This window comes from Streptomyces sp. NPDC018964, assembly GCF_044390325.1.
Taxonomy (GTDB): domain Bacteria; phylum Actinomycetota; class Actinomycetes; order Streptomycetales; family Streptomycetaceae; genus Streptomyces.
The window spans coordinates 1-14,247 of the sequence record NZ_JBIRYZ010000047.1 but is presented as its reverse complement, the minus strand read 5'-3'; the positions used below and the strand labels follow the sequence as shown (position 1 = coordinate 14,247).

The following is a 14,247-nucleotide window of genomic DNA, read 5'->3' as shown; positions in this document are numbered from 1 at the left end:
TGGTACTGCAGGGGGGACCCTGTGGGAGAGTAGGACGCCGCCGAACAATCTTTATAGAAAGCCCCGTGCCCTTCGGCACGGGGCTTTCTGCGTTTAGGGTCGAGGTCATGCGCTATGACCTCGTCATCTTCGACAACGACGGTGTTCTCGTCGACAGTGAGCCGATCTCCAACAGCCTTCTGGCCGCCTATCTGACCGAACTCGGCCACCCCACCTCGTACGAGGACTCCATCCGCGACTACATGGGCTCCGCCCTGCATCGTGTGCACGATCTCGTCGAGGAACGGACCGGGCGGCGGTTGCCGGCGGACTTCGACGACGTGTTCCACGCCCGGGTCTTCGCCGCGTTCGAGCGGGAGTTGAAGCCGGTCGTCGGTGCCATGGACGTACTCGAGCAGCTGGCCGCCGACGGGGTGCCGTACTGCGTGGCCTCCTCCGGGAGCCATGAGCGGATCCGGGTGGGGCACCGCACCACCGGGCTCGACCAGTGGTTCGACGACGAGCGGATCTTCAGCTCGCAGGACGTGGGACGGGGGAAGCCCGCACCGGACCTGTTCCTGTACGCGGCCGAACGGATGGGCGTGGCACCCGAGCGGTGCGTGGTCGTCGAGGACAGTCCGCTGGGCGTCCAGGCGGCGGTCGCGGCCGGGATGGACGTGTACGGATTCACCGCGATGACACCCGCGGAGAAGCTCTCCGCGGCCACAGGACTCTTCGAGGACATGGAGGACCTGGTCCCCCTGCTCTCACGCGGGTGAAACCGGAACCGGAAACTGAAGATGATTCATCTTTGACCGGACCTACCCACCGGTATTCCCGGGCCCTACGCTCGCCGCCATGACTGATGTGCTGCGGCGCGGCAGGGTCTCGCTGGCGTTCGGCTTCCTCGTGCAGGGCGTCGCCTTCGCTCTGCTCGTGACGCGGATCCCGGCCGTGCAGGACCGGTACGGGGTCTCCGACGCGCTGTTGCCGGTCTTCCTCGCCGCCGTGCCGATCCTGGCCGGCGTCGGGAGCGTCACCACGGAGCGGCTGGTGAGGCGGGTGCCGCCGAGCCGGGTGCTGCGGTGGTCGCAGCCGGTGGTGCTGCTGGCGCTGCTGGGTGTCGGAGCGGGCGGGCACATGGCGGGGCTCGGCGTGGCGCTGGCCGCGTTCGGACTGGCCGTCGGTGCGCTGGACGCGTCGATGAACATGCTCGGGGTGAGTCTGCAGCAGGCGTACGGGCGCAGCATCATGCTGGGTTTCCACGCCGCGTACAGCCTGGGCGGGATCGTCGGAGCGTCGCTCGCGTGGGTGGGGGCGCACGGGGACCTGGCGTTGTGGGTGTCGTACCTGCCGGTGGTGCTGGTGCTGCTGCCGGCCGCGCTGGTCGGCAGCCGGTGGTACGTCGACGGGGGTGAGCGGCGGGCGGCGGCGGCCCCGGAGACCCTGGAGACCTCGAAGACCCCGGAGACCGCGGAGGGCGGGCGTACGGCCGGCGGCCTCATGTGGCTGTTGCCGCTGTGCCTGGTGATGACGGTGGCGTACATCGGGGACTCGACGGTCTCCAACTGGAGCGCGAAGTACCTCCAGGACGTGCTGGGGGGTTCGGAGCAGCTGGCGACCGTTCCGTACAACGTCTACATGGTGACCACGCTGCTGGGGCGGGCGCTCGGGGACGTCGGGGTGCGGCGGTTCGGGGCCGTGGCGGTGGTGCGGGTGGGGGCGCTGGTGGCGGCGGTGGGGTTCGCCGTGGTGGCCGGTGCGCCCGGTGCGTGGGCGGGGATGGCGGGGTTCACGCTGCTGGGGCTCGGGTTGTGCGTGCTGGTGCCGCAGACCTTCGCGGCGGCGGGACGGCGCGCTGTCGAGCGTGGTGGCCCCGGGGCTTCGGACGCGGCCGTCGCGCGGCTCAATGTCTTCAATTACGTGGGCTTCCTGATCGGTTCGCCGTTGGTGGGGGCGCTCGGCGATGCCTGGAGCTACCGCGGGGCGATGCTGGTGCCGATGGTGTTGGTACTGGTGACGCTCGGGTGCGCGAGGTCGTTCGCCGCTGAACCGGACCGATACGGTGTCGGGCATGAGCGGGCGCGTACAGCTGATGTGGGACGAGGCAGTGACGGGCTATGACTTCGGCCGGGACCATCCGATGGACCCGGTCCGGCTGGCGCTGACCCGGAGTCTGGTCGGTGCCCTGGGGCTCGACCGTGAGGTGGAGGTGGTCGCCGCGAAGGCGGCCGGGGAGTCGACGCTGCGGCTCGTCCACCGGGAGGACTACATCGAGGCGGTGCGGGCCGCGTCGGCGGATCCGGCGGCCGCGGACCAGGCGTACGGACTGGGGACGACGGACGATCCCGCGTTCGCCGGGATGCACGAGGTGTCGGCGCTGATCGCGGGGCAGTCCGTGGGCGCGGCGGAGGCGGTGTGGCGCGGGGACGCGCCGCACGCGGTGAACTTCGCGGGCGGGCTGCACCACGCCATGCCGGGCGCGGCCTCCGGTTTCTGCGTGTACAACGACGCCGCGCTGGCGATCGCCCGGCTGCTGGAGCTGGGCGCGGAGCGGGTCGCGTACGTCGACGTCGACGTGCACCACGGGGACGGGGTGCAGGCGGCGTTCTGGGAGGACCCGCGGGTGCTGACGGTCTCGCTGCACGAGCATCCGCGGACGCTGTTCCCGCAGACCGGGTGGCCGGAGGAGACGGGGGCGGGCAGTGCGGAGGGCGGCGCGGTCAACGTGGCGCTGCCGGCCGGGACCGGGGACGCGGGGTGGCTGCGGGCGTTCCACTCCGTCGTACCGGAGCTGCTCGCGGAGTTCCGGCCGCAGGTGCTGGTGACGCAGCACGGGGCCGACACGCACTTCGAGGATCCGCTGGCGCATCTGGCGGTGTCGCTGGACGCGCAGCGGGCGGTGCAGGTGGCGTGCCACGAGCTGGCGCACGCGTACGCCGACGGGCGGTGGGTGGCGCTGGGTGGTGGCGGTTACGCGGTGGTGGAGGTCGTGCCGCGGTCCTGGACCCATCTGGTGGGCATCGCGGCCGGGCGGCCGGTGGAGCCCACGACGGTGATCCCCGAGGGCTGGCGGCAGGAGGTGTACGCCCGGACCCGGCAGCCGGCGCCGCGGCGGATGACGGACGGGCGGTGGCCGGTGTCCTGGGCCGCGTGGGACGAGGGGTACGACCCGGCGGACCGTCTGGACCAGGCGATCCTGGCGACGCGGCGGGCGGTGTTCCCGCTGCGGGGGCTGCTGGCCTGACGATCGTGCGGTCGTCGGGGCGTTGCGTTACGCCGTCCGTGCGGTGTTCCTCCGTTCCCGGTCCGTCCCGTCCCGGTGTCCCGCAGCATCGTTCTCGTGCTGACCACCGCCGAGCTCCGTGCGCATCTCCTCGCCGTCCGGCTCGCCGGGGTCGTGGGCACCACGCGGGAGGAGAGCCTGCGGAGCTACCGGTTGTTCGCCGCCCGGGATCCGCGCCTGCTGATCGGGCTGGACCCCGAACGGGTATGGGCGGAGCGGGACTTGCTCGCGCTGATGGCGGACAGGTGTGGGGTTTCGGCCGATCCCGCGCACGTCTTCGGCCATGAGGTGATCGATCCAGGGCGGACCCTGGCCGCCCTGGACGCCTTCGCGGAGCGGCTGGCGGTCGTCGCGGAGCGTGGCGGGCCGGTCCTGTTCGGCACCGGTCACCCGCACCGGCTGCTCGGTTTCTACGCCGTTCTGGCGGACGCGTTGTCGGCGGCGGGATGTGCCGTCCTCACCCCCGCGCAGGGTCGCTGTGTCGACATAACGACCCGGTTCGGTCTACGCACGTACAACCTCGACTACGTGCGGGGGGTCGGGTTCGTCCGGGGCGCGACCGCGCGGCGCCCCGGTTGTGAGCCGGGCGCACACACGCACTCCCCCCTCCCGGTTCGGACCGCGCTGGCCGCGGCGGCCGACGCCGGCGGGCCGCTTCCGGAACTGGTGATCGGAGACCACGGCTGGGTCTGCGGTGCAGGTCAGCTGGGGTTCGAGGCTGTCGGGCCGGCGGATGTGAACGACCCCGCGCCGTTCGTCGGTGAGGCCGAGGGGGTCGTCTCCCTCGTCGTTCCACTTGATGACGGCGTGCGGTCTGATTACTACCTGCCGTTGACCCGCTACGTACTCAATCGAGCGTGTCTGTCACAGTAGGCCGCCGATGGGTGCACCTCTTCCCCACTCGCATCACCCGCCCCTACATTGGGGAGTGAGCACGCAACGACGAAGAGTCACCGGAAGGGGAAGCCGGTGGCCGTCGAGTGCGGAAGGTTCAGGTGTGTCATGGCTGCAGCTGGCGAGAGGCCTCTGAACGAGGTTCAGTTCCTTACCGTGGCGGAAGTCGCCTCGGTGATGCGAGTGTCGAAGATGACCGTGTACCGGTTGGTGCACAGCGGTCATCTGCCCGCGATCCGGGTGGGGCGGTCCTTCCGCGTCCCGGAGCAAGCGGTTCACGAGTACCTCCGCGAGAGCTATGTGGGGGTGGAAACCGCCTGACGGCGTTCCGGGGAGGTCCGTACCGGGCACTCACGGGCCTCCCCGGTCACCTCGATTACGGTCTCAGCGCTCGGGCGGGTAGGCTAGCCCCTCGTAGGTCGTGTGGGCCCATGGCGCCCAAACACCGAGTGATGAGAAGTGAGCGAGGGTAGTCGTGGGCTCTGTTATCAAGAAGCGGCGCAAGCGGATGGCCAAGAAGAAGCACCGCAAGCTGCTCAAGCGCACGCGCGTCCAGCGTCGCAACAAGAAGTAAGCGACAGCGCGAGAGCGTGTCCAGTGGCCCCCCACCGCCTCCGGTGGGGGGCCACTGCCGTTCGTACGTCCGGGGCACTCGCCTCGTACGTACGGGTCCGTCGTCGTCACTTCAAGCATCCGGTGGACACCACAGAGCGACGGCGACCCGATAGGTTGGCCGTCGGGAGCAGGGCGAGAGGAAGGCGCTGATCTTGGGAAAGGTCGTGCTCGTGACCGGGGTGGCCCGTCAGCTGGGGGGCCGCTTCGTCCGGCGGATCCTGCGCGATCCGGAGGTGGACCGGGTCGTCGGCGTGGACGCGGTCCCGCCCGAGCACCACCTGGGTGGTGCCGACTTCGTCCGGACGGACATCCGTCAGCCCACCATCGCGCGGGTGCTGGCCGAGTCGGGCGCGGACACGGTCGTCCACCTGGACGTGACGGGGACGCCGCTGGGCAGCGGCGGCCGGGCCGCGCTGAAGGAGACCAACGTCATCGGCACCATGCAGCTACTGGGTGCCTGCCAGAAGTCGCCCGGCGTCAAGCGGCTGGTCGTGAAGTCCAGTACGAACGTCTACGGTTCCGCGCCCCGCGATCCGGCGGTCTTCACCGAGTCGACCCCGCCCAAGTCGCTGCCCAGCGGTGGCTTCGCGAAGGACACGGTCGAGGTCGAGGGGTACGTGCGCGGCTTCGCGCGGCGCCGTCCGGACGTCGCCGTGTGCGTGCTGCGGTTCGCCAACATCCTGGGCCCGGCCGCGGACAGCCCGCTCGCCTCGTACTTCTCGCTGCCGGTGCTGCCGACCGTGTTCGGCTACGATCCCCGGCTGCAGTTCGTGCACGAGGACGACGTCGTCGAGGTGCTGCGGATCGGCTCGCACGAACCGAGGCGTTCCACGCTCAACAGCGGCACCTTCAACATCGCCGGTGACGGCGTGCTGCTGCTCTCGCAGTGCGCGCGGCGGCTGGGCCGGCCGACCGTGCCGCTGCTGCTTCCCGCGGTCACCTGGGCGGGCTCGCTGGTGCGTACGCTGGGGATGACGGACTTCTCGCCCGAGCAGATCCGGCTGCTCACGCACGGGCGGGTGGTGGCGACGGACCAGATGCGGGAGACGCTGGGTTTCACCCCGAAGTACTCGACTGCCGAAACGTTTGCGGACTTCGTGCGCAGTCGTGGCCCCGGACTGCTTCCGCCGGAGGCCCTCGCGAGGGCCGTCGACCGGATCGCCGCGCTGCCCCTGCCGGGCGGCGGTCACCTCCCGACGCAGAGCGCCAACTGAGGAGCGCAGCAACGATGGCGGACGCCAAGGTCATTCCGTTCGACGACGACCACCGCTCGCGCGGGGGTGCCGCGCAGCGCCCGTCGCGCCGCCGAGGCGCGGGCGGCCGGCGCCAGGGCGGCGCGCAGCCCGCTGCGGTCGGGGAGGTCCAGCCCCTGCCGGGGATGGCGTCCGTGCAGGATGATGACCGGGTGACGGGTGTGGACGAGCGGTCCCGGGAACCGGCTGACGACGGCGCGGGCGGTCTGGAGCAGCGGATCGCGAGCGGTCTGGCGTTCCTGCGCCGCCGGCTCACCGGGGACTACGACGTCGACGACTTCGGATACGACGAGGAGCTCACCGACCAGGTCCTGATGTCCCTGCTGCGGCCGGTGTACGAGAAGTACTTCCGGGTCGAGGTGAAGGGCATCGGGAACATCCCCTCGGAGGGGGGCGCGCTGATCGTCGCCAACCACTCGGGGACGGTGCCGGTGGACGCCCTGATGATGCAGGTCGCCGTCCACGACCACCATCCGGCCGGCCGTCATCTGCGGCTGCTCGCGGCGGACCTGGTGTTCGTGCTGCCCGTGGTCAACGAGCTCGCCCGCAAGCTCGGGCACACCCTGGCGTGCACGGAGGACGCCGAACGCCTGCTCGGGCAGGGGGAGCTGGTGGGGGTGATGCCGGAGGGGTTCAAGGGCATCGGGAAGCCGTTCGGTGAGCGGTACAAGCTGCAGCGGTTCGGGCGTGGCGGGTTCGTCTCGACGGCGCTGCGGCAGGGTGTTCCGATCGTGCCGTGCTCGATCGTCGGGGCGGAGGAGATCTATCCGATGATCGGCAACGCGAAGACGCTGGCCCGGCTGCTGGGTTTTCCGTACTTTCCGCTGACGCCGACGTTTCCGTGGCTCGGCCCGCTGGGTGCGATCCCGCTGCCGACGAAGTGGACGATCCAGTTCGGCGAGCCGATCCCGACGGACGGTTATCCGCCGGAGGCGGCGGACGACCCGATGCTGATGTTCAACCTGACCGACCAGGTGAGGGAACAGATCCAGCACACGCTGTACAAGCTGCTGGTGCAGCGGCGGTCGGTGTTCTTCTAGCGACTGTTCTTCCGGCGGCTGTTCTTCCAGCGGGCCGTTGTCCTGGCGGGCTGTCGTCGCGTACGTCTTCGGGGGCGCCCCTCGTCGTGAGGGGCGCCCTCCGCTCTACTCCGTGTCCTCGCTGTCGATGCCCAGGCCCGGGAGGAGGCCGGGCAGGAGGGGCGGGATGGTGACGTCGGGGGTGGGAGGCGGGGTGATGCCGCCCGTCGCCGGTGGCGGAGTGGTGACGGCGTCGCTCTCCTCGGGCGGGTCGAGCAGGTCGCCGGTGTTGCCGCCGAGCAGGTCGTCGCTCTCGCGGTCGGTGTCGGTGGAACCGGACGGGCCGGCGCTGCCGGGGCCGCTCTCGCCGGAGGTGCCGCCGCCGGTGCCGGGGGACTGCGAGGGGTCCGTGCCGGACGGGGTGCCGGGTGTCGACGCGGAGCCGCGCCGTCGTGTGCCGCCGTCGTCCTTGTCCTGGTCGGTCGAGGGGCCGGGGAGCAGCGACTGCAGCGGGGCGACGTCTTCGTCTATGGCGTCGAACACCGACGAGACCTGTTCGCTGACGTCCCCCAGCTGCACGGGCAGCCGGTCGCGCAAGGTGCCCCAGGCCTGGCGGTGTGCCTGGGAGAAGGAGGAGAGCGCCTGGATGGGGCTCAGGGAGTCGGGGTCGCGCTCGTACGCCTCGCGCAGCAGCCGGTGGCCTTCGGCGGCGTCGTGCCGCATGCCGGACAGGGCGCGGCGGACGTCACCGAGGGACTCGTGGTCGAGGGGGCCGCTGCGGTCGCGCTCCATCAGCCGACGGGCTTCGCCGAGGCGGGTGGAGGCGTGGTCGAGGTAGACCCGGCCGCGCTCGTCGTTGCCGTCGGCGAGGCCGAGCTTGACGTCCTCGATGCCGCGTTTGAGTCCGTAGAGGGAGTCACCGGGCAGGGCGTCGGAGCTGGCGACGGCGACTCCGCCGAGGGCGCCGGCGGCGACGCCGACGGTGAGTCCGCCCGCGGTGAGCCCTTTGGCCAGCCGCGACCGTGGTCGCAGTTTGCCCAGGGGGGTCGCCCGGTGGGCGCCTCTGGCCCGGTGCGAGCGCTGTCCGGGTACGGTCTGGTCCGTCGCCTCGCCCGCGGCGGTGCCCTCCTGGAGCATGGCCTCGAACGCGGCCACCAGCTGGGCCCGCTGGACGACCTTGACCTCGGGGTCCAGTTCCGGTTTGGGCAGCGCGCCGAGGCCGGAGGTCAGAGTGAGCAGCTGTGCCTGCTCGGTCTCCGCGGCGGCGGCCGGGTCCGGTGTCGATCCTTCGGGCTGCTCGGCCGCCGTGCCCCGGTCGGACTGCTCCTCCAGGGCCTGGGCGAAGGCGTTCGCCCGCCGGTGCGCCGATACGTTCGCGATCACTGGCGGCACCTCCTCTCGTCATCACGGTCGACTCCCCAGGGGGTCCTGAGGGTTTCCACCCTGACCAGGGCCACACGATCGAGTGATCGAAGTCGGTCAGAGGGTGACCACAGGGAGCCTGTATCCCGCACAACGAGTGGCGCGGCACTTGGGTTACGGACCCGGGATGACCGAATGAGGAAGCCAACCGAGTTTCACGTACCGTGAGTTGGGTGTCGCGGAGCGTGTTCCGGTCGGCGGGTGGGTGCGGGCCGGCGGGGGCCTCAGCGGGCGTCGTCCGGGAGGAGCCGGGCGAGGGTGCGGACGGCCCGGTACTGGAGGGTCTTGATGGCGCCCTCGTTCTTGCCCATCACGCGGGCCGTCTCGGCGACGGACAGACCCTGGAGGAATCGGAGCGTGACGCACTCCTGCTGTTGGGGGTTGAGTCGTCGTACGGCATCGAGGAGGGCGGCGTTGGACAGGGACTCGAGTACGGAATCCTCGGGGGAGCGCTCGACCTCGTTGGCGTCGAGCATCTCCCCGGTGGTGACCTCGAGGCGGAAGCGGCTGGACTTGAAGTGATCGGCGACGAGGTTGCGGGCGATGGTCACCAGCCAGGCGCCGAAGTCGCGGCCCTGCCAGGTGAAGGTGCCGATGCGGCGCAGTGCGCGCAGGAAGGTCTCGCTGGTGAGGTCCTCGGCGGTCGCCTTGCCACCGACCCGGTAGTAGATGTAGCGGTAGACGGTGTCGCTGTACTGGTCGTACAGCCGTCCGAAGGCGTCGGCCTCGCCGGCCTGGGCGCGCTCGACGAGGTCCATCATCCGGGCGCTGTCGCTGTCGGCGGCGGGGCGGCGGGCGGCGGAGGCGCCGGTGGTCGTCCGGGCGGCGGCTCCCCTGGCCGCGCTCTTGGCCACGACGGGGGCCGCGGAGGGTGCTGCGGAGTGGCGCCCCCGTCCGCCGACCGCGGCGCTGCCGTCGGTGAGGGCGTAGCACGGGCCGGCGGCGGGGGCGGTGGCGAACGCGGGGACCACGTGCGCGGTGGGGACGATGCCGCGCAGCAGGTCTCGGACTGTCGCGACTGTCGCGCGCAGCGTAGCCAGGCCCGAGGCGTCAACCCCGACGTGTGGGTACACGGGACTCCCAGAGGCAGAGCTTCCATCACGTGCAGTGCGGGACCGTTCACCCGTCGTAGCTACGGGTGGGTACCGGATTGCGTCTGAGGAGAATAACGCTTCGTACAGGCTCTGCTACACCGAGTTGCTCAAATCATCGATTGCGTCGCTTCTGTAGCTGATTGAGGGGTGTTCGGGGCGCGCATGGAGGTCGGTTTTCGACCGGGAATGTTCGTATTCGGGGGCGATGTGGGGCGAGTTGTGGCCGTGTGCAGCCAAGAGGACTGGACAAGGGGGTTGCGGGGTAAGGCAGTTGGATTGGCCGGGTTTGGGTGCGGGGTGGCGGAAGTGGTCCCCGGTGACCGGTTCGGTGAGCGTACGGGGGTTGACCGGGGGGTGGTCGCGCGGCCCGGCGCTTGCGGGGTGCCGTCGCGCCCACCCGTGCCGCCCCAGCGGCACGACTGCCCGCGGGAGCGGGGGCGGTGGGGACGGTGGTGGGCGGGGTCCGGGGGTTTGTGGGGGTCAGCGGCGTTTGCGGTGGAGGGCGATGGCGGCTGCCGTGCCGCCGGCCACCGCGCCCACGCCCGCGGCCGCCGGGATGCCGACCTTCGCCGCCTTGCGGCCGGTGCGGTAGTCGCGCAGGCGCCATTCCATGCGGCGGGCGTGCTTGCGGAGCTTGGAGTCCGGGTTGATCGCGTACGGATGGCCCACCAGCGACAGCATCGGGATGTCGTTGTGCGAGTCGCTGTACGCCGCGCAGCGGCTGAGGTCCAGCTCCTCCGCGAGCGCCAGCGCGCGGACCGCCTCCGCCTTCGCCGGGCCGTGCAGCGGTTCGCCCACCAGTTTGCCCGTGTACACGCCGTTGACCGACTCCGCGACCGTCCCCAGCGCCCCGGTCAGCCCCAGCCGGCGCGCGATCACCGTGGCGATCTCCACCGGCGCCGCCGTGACCAGCCAGACCCGCTGCCCCGCGTCCAGGTGCGCCTGTGCCAGCGCCCGGGTGCCCGGCCAGATCCGCTCGGCCATGTACTCGTCGTAGATCTCCTCGCCGATGGACCGCAGCTCGGAGACGCGGTGCCCCTGGACGATGGAGAGCGCCGAGTCGCGGGCCTCCTGCATGTGCTCGGGGTCCTCGACCCCGGCCAGCCGGAACCACGTCTGCTGCCAGGCGAACCGGGCGAGGTCGCGGGTGTCGAAGAACTTCCGCTTGTACAGGCCCCGCCCGAAGTGGAACAGGGCGGCGCCCTGCATCACGGTGTTGTCCAGGTCGAAGAACGCGGCGGCCCGGTCGTCCCCGACGACGGGGAACTCCGGTTCGCGTTCGGAAACTTCCTGGGTGGACTTGCGCGCTGCCTCCGCCGAGGCCTCGCCTGCCAACACGCTCCGCGCCGTGGCGGAGCGCCTACGGGGAGTGAGCCATCCGAGAGCGGCCATGGCGTGAGCATAGCCAGTCGGGGCGGATGTTCCGGAGCCGAGAGGTTCCGGCGTCGTGAACTCTCCTGGGCCGGGGCGCTGGGGCGCGCGGGACAATGGCCCGTATGAGCCCTCTCTTCCGCCGCAACACCCCGGACGCCCCGCAGGACCGGCTCGTCACCCTCGTGCGCAAGCCCGGCTGCCATCTGTGCGACGACGCGCAGGTGGTGGTGGAGAAGGTGTGCGGGGAGCTCGGCGTCCCGTGGGAGCACAAGGACATCAGCGAGGACCGGGAGCTGTACGACCGGTACTGGGAGCAGATCCCCGTCGTCCTCGTCGACGGCCGTCAGCACACCTTCTGGCGGGTGGACGAGGACCGTCTGCGCAGGGCCCTCACCGACTGACCGACCAGTCCAAACCGGCCGGAAAGTCGCTTAGGATCGATGGTGGCTTGGTCTCGGGGGCGGGATTCGCAGAGGAGAGTGTGCGGTTTTGCCCCCAGAAGAAAAGGAACGGTGGCGCTCGTGCGCCGGTTCCCCACGAGTGCGCCGGGGGCGCGTGACCCCGGTCACGTTGGCCGGGCAAATCGGACACAATCTTTGTGCACGCGTTCACAAAGACATAGCCTGCATGCGACGGGGCGGTCCGGGGACGTATGACCTGACGTATGACCGCCTGAAGCCCCGCTCTACCCGCAGGAGCACCGTGGCAACTGGCCGAACTCACCGACCGGCGACCCGTAGCCGAGGGATTCCCGAGGCCACCGTCGCCCGCCTTCCGCTGTACCTCCGCGCCCTGACCGCGCTCTCCGAGCGCTCGGTGCCCACGGTCTCCTCGGAGGAGCTGGCGGCCGCCGCGGGGGTCAACTCCGCGAAGCTGCGCAAGGACTTCTCCTACCTGGGCTCGTACGGGACCAGGGGCGTCGGCTACGACGTCGAGTATCTCGTGTACCAGATCTCCCGCGAACTCGGCCTCACCCAGGACTGGCCGGTCGTGATCGTCGGGATCGGCAACCTCGGCGCAGCCCTCGCCAACTACGGCGGGTTCGCCTCCCGTGGTTTCCGGGTCGCCGCGCTGATCGACGCCGACCCCGCGATGGCCGGGAAGCCCGTCGCCGGCATACCGGTGCAGCACACCGACGAGCTCGAGTCGATCATCACCGACAACGGCGTGTCGATCGGTGTGATCGCGACCCCCGCCGGCGCCGCCCAGCAGGTCTGCGACCGTCTCGTGGCCGCCGGTGTCACCTCCATCCTGAACTTCGCGCCGACCGTGCTGACCGTCCCGGACGGCGTCGACGTCCGCAAGGTGGACCTCTCCATCGAGCTGCAGATCCTCGCCTTCCACGAGCAGCGCAAGGCCGGCGAGGAGGCCACGGCCGAGCGTGCCGCCGCGGCCCCGGCCGCCGCCCCCCGCAAGCAGACCGCCGCCGACCAGGGGCCCGACGGGGACGTACCCGCCGTGATGCCGGCATGAGTCTCCTCGTCGTCGGACTGAGCCACCGCAGCGCGCCGGTCAGCGTGCTGGAGCGGGCCTCGCTGAGCGAGGACGCGCGGATCAAGCTGCTGCAGGACACGGTCGCCGCCGAGCCGGCCGCCGAGGCCGCGGTCCTCTCCACCTGCAACCGCATCGAGCTCTACGCCGACGTGGACAAGTTCCACGCCGGTGTCGCCGAGCTGTCCACGCTGCTCGCCCAGCACAGCGGGGTCGGCCTGGAGGAGCTCACTCCTTATCTCTATGTGCACTACGAGGACCGGGCCGTCCACCACCTGTTCTCGGTGGCCTGCGGCCTGGACTCGATGGTCGTGGGCGAGGGGCAGATCCTCGGCCAGATCAAGGACGCGCTCGCCCGCGCGCAGGAGCTGCACACCGCCGGACGGCTGCTGAACGACCTGTTCCAGCAGGCGCTGCGGGTCGGCAAGCGGGCCCACTCCGAGACCGGTATCGACCGCGCCGGGCAGTCCCTGGTCACCTTCGGCCTGGAGCAGCTCGCCGTCGGCGCGCCCGTCGAGACGTGGGCGCGGGACAAGAAGGCCCTGGTCATCGGCGCCGGTTCGATGTCGTCGCTGGCCGCGGCCACGCTCGCGCGGGCCGGTGTCGCCGAGATCGTGATCGCCAACCGGACGCCCGAGCGCGCCGAGCGCCTGGCGCAGATCCTCACGGAGGGCGACGACACGGACGTGCTGGCCCGCGCGGTCCCGATGGGATCGGTGCCGTTCGAGCTGACACGTGCCGACGTCGTCGTCTCCTGCACCGGCGCGACGGGCCTGGTCCTCACGGCCGACGCGATCGCCGCGGGCGTCGAGGGCCGGGTCGGCGAGCAGCCGGCCGCCGGGACCGAGACCGTCCCGGCCGAGGGGGCACCGCTCCCGCCCACCTCCGTGGGCACGGAGGAGAACTGCCCGCTGGACCTGTCCGCCGTACGGCCCGGCTTCTCCGTGATGGGCGAGGCCGCAGTCGCCGGAATGGACGCGGCGACGCTGGAGCAGCACGCCGCGTGGGCCGCGGGCACGACCGTCGACCGCCGCCGGAGCGAGCGGACCGGCCGCGGCGGCCCGGAGGCCGACGCCGAGCTGATCGGCGCGCTCGCCGCGACCGCGTCCGCCGTCGGCCGGATCCCCGAGCGGCGCCGCCCGGAGCCGGTGGCCGAGCCGCCGCGCCCCGAGCCCGTACTGTTCCTGCTGGACCTGGCGATGCCGCGCGACATCGACGCGGCCGCGCACCGCCTGGCCGGAGTCCGCCTCGTCGACATCGAATCGCTCGCGGAAGCCTCCGCGGACGCTCCGATGGCTGCCGATGTGGACCAGGTGCGGCGTATCGTCTCCGACGAGGTCGCCGCGTTCGGGGCGGCACAGCGGGCGGCGCACATCACGCCGACCGTCGTCGCCCTGCGCACCATGGCGGCCGATGTGGTGGCCGGCGAGATCGCCCGACTGGAGGGGCGGCTCCCCGGCCTGGACGACAAGCACCGCGCGGAGATCACCCAGACCGTGCGGCGGGTGGTCGACAAGCTGCTGCACGCGCCGACGGTACGGGTCAAGCAGCTCGCGGCCGAGCCCGGCGGCGCCGGGTACGCGGACGCGCTGCGCACCCTGTTCGACCTCGATCCCGAGACGGTGGCCTCCGTCTCCCGGGCCGGGGAAAGCACCGAGAAGAACGCAAGGAACCGAGGGCCGGCATGACTGAGAAGGCACTGAGGCTGGGGACGCGGCGCAGCAAGCTCGCCATGGCCCAGTCCGGGCAGGTGGCGGAAGCCGTGAGCCAGGTGACCGGACGGCCCGTCGAGCTCGTCGAGATCACCACGTACGGTGACG

General features: G+C 71.4%; 14 protein-coding genes and 1 pseudogene. 12 read left to right on the top strand and 3 right to left on the bottom strand.

Translation table 11 applies throughout. The features are described from left to right. Positions 1–107 precede the first annotated feature (107 nt). The 8 genes from ACH5AO_RS36840 (at position 108) to ACH5AO_RS36805 (ending at position 7,067) form a co-directional block, all read left to right on the top strand. The gene (locus ACH5AO_RS36840) at positions 108–758 is read left to right on the top strand and encodes an HAD family hydrolase (protein ID WP_398932486.1); all 651 of its coding nucleotides are present in this window, start codon (positions 108–110) and stop codon (positions 756–758) included. 79 nt (positions 759–837) lie between these two features. Next, entirely contained in the window at positions 838–2,103 is a 1,266-nt protein-coding gene (locus ACH5AO_RS36835; protein ID WP_398932484.1) for an MFS transporter, read from the top strand. Next, positions 2,054–3,226 carry an acetoin utilization protein AcuC gene (locus ACH5AO_RS36830; RefSeq protein WP_398932482.1) on the top strand — a complete coding sequence of 391 codons (1,173 nt, stop codon included), beginning with the start codon at positions 2,054–2,056 and terminating at the stop codon, positions 3,224–3,226. The genes ACH5AO_RS36835 and ACH5AO_RS36830 overlap by 50 nt, the downstream gene beginning before the upstream one ends. A 96-nt stretch (positions 3,227–3,322) precedes the next feature. Beyond that, entirely contained in the window at positions 3,323–4,138 is an 816-nt protein-coding gene (locus ACH5AO_RS36825) for a phosphatase (RefSeq protein WP_398932479.1), read from the top strand. Between the two features lie 129 nt (positions 4,139–4,267). Further along, complete coding sequence (locus ACH5AO_RS36820) at positions 4,268–4,480, top strand: helix-turn-helix domain-containing protein (protein WP_004984898.1); 213 nt, start codon at positions 4,268–4,270, stop codon at positions 4,478–4,480. Between the two features lie 154 nt (positions 4,481–4,634). Continuing rightward, positions 4,635–4,733 carry a 30S ribosomal protein bS22 gene (locus tag ACH5AO_RS36815; protein WP_003948845.1) on the top strand — a complete coding sequence of 33 codons (99 nt, stop codon included), beginning with the start codon at positions 4,635–4,637 and terminating at the stop codon, positions 4,731–4,733. Between the two features lie 193 nt (positions 4,734–4,926). Beyond that, positions 4,927–5,988, top strand: coding sequence for an NAD-dependent epimerase/dehydratase family protein (locus ACH5AO_RS36810; protein WP_398932477.1), 1,062 nt, complete (start codon positions 4,927–4,929; stop codon positions 5,986–5,988). 14 nt (positions 5,989–6,002) lie between these two features. Further along, on the top strand, positions 6,003–7,067 hold the full coding sequence (locus ACH5AO_RS36805) for a lysophospholipid acyltransferase family protein (RefSeq protein ID WP_398932475.1): 1,065 nt from the start codon (positions 6,003–6,005) through the stop codon (positions 7,065–7,067). A gap of 105 nt (positions 7,068–7,172) precedes the next feature. Here the strand turns inward: ACH5AO_RS36805 and ACH5AO_RS36800 are convergent, their stop codons facing one another. From ACH5AO_RS36800 to ACH5AO_RS36790, 3 genes are all read right to left on the bottom strand, one after another. Beyond that, positions 7,173–8,429, bottom strand: coding sequence for a DUF5667 domain-containing protein (locus tag ACH5AO_RS36800; protein ID WP_398932473.1), 1,257 nt, complete (start codon positions 8,427–8,429; stop codon positions 7,173–7,175). A gap of 263 nt (positions 8,430–8,692) precedes the next feature. Then, the gene (locus ACH5AO_RS36795) at positions 8,693–9,541 is read right to left on the bottom strand and encodes an ECF subfamily RNA polymerase sigma factor, BldN family (RefSeq protein WP_398932471.1); all 849 of its coding nucleotides are present in this window, start codon (positions 9,539–9,541) and stop codon (positions 8,693–8,695) included. Between the two features lie 501 nt (positions 9,542–10,042). Beyond that, positions 10,043–10,954, bottom strand: coding sequence for an HAD family hydrolase (locus tag ACH5AO_RS36790; RefSeq protein WP_398932469.1), 912 nt, complete (start codon positions 10,952–10,954; stop codon positions 10,043–10,045). Positions 10,955–11,049: 95 nt separating this feature from the next. On the opposite strand from ACH5AO_RS36790, the gene ACH5AO_RS36785 reads away from it, so the two are divergent. The 4 genes and pseudogenes from ACH5AO_RS36785 to ACH5AO_RS36770 form a co-directional block, all read left to right on the top strand. Further along, positions 11,050–11,337 (top strand): glutaredoxin family protein, encoded by a 288-nt coding sequence (locus tag ACH5AO_RS36785; protein WP_398932467.1) that lies wholly within the window; start codon positions 11,050–11,052, stop codon positions 11,335–11,337. Positions 11,338–11,638: 301 nt separating this feature from the next. Next, a complete protein-coding gene (locus ACH5AO_RS36780; protein ID WP_398932465.1) occupies positions 11,639–12,409 on the top strand; it encodes a redox-sensing transcriptional repressor Rex in 771 nt (256 codons plus the stop codon). Beyond that, a complete protein-coding gene (locus ACH5AO_RS36775) occupies positions 12,406–14,115 on the top strand; it encodes a glutamyl-tRNA reductase (protein WP_398932463.1) in 1,710 nt (569 codons plus the stop codon). Before ACH5AO_RS36780 ends, ACH5AO_RS36775 begins: the two co-directional genes overlap by 4 nt. After that, positions 14,112–14,247, top strand: a pseudogene (locus tag ACH5AO_RS36770) (hydroxymethylbilane synthase); the annotation flags it as partial. The gene ACH5AO_RS36775 and the pseudogene ACH5AO_RS36770, both read left to right, overlap by 4 nt.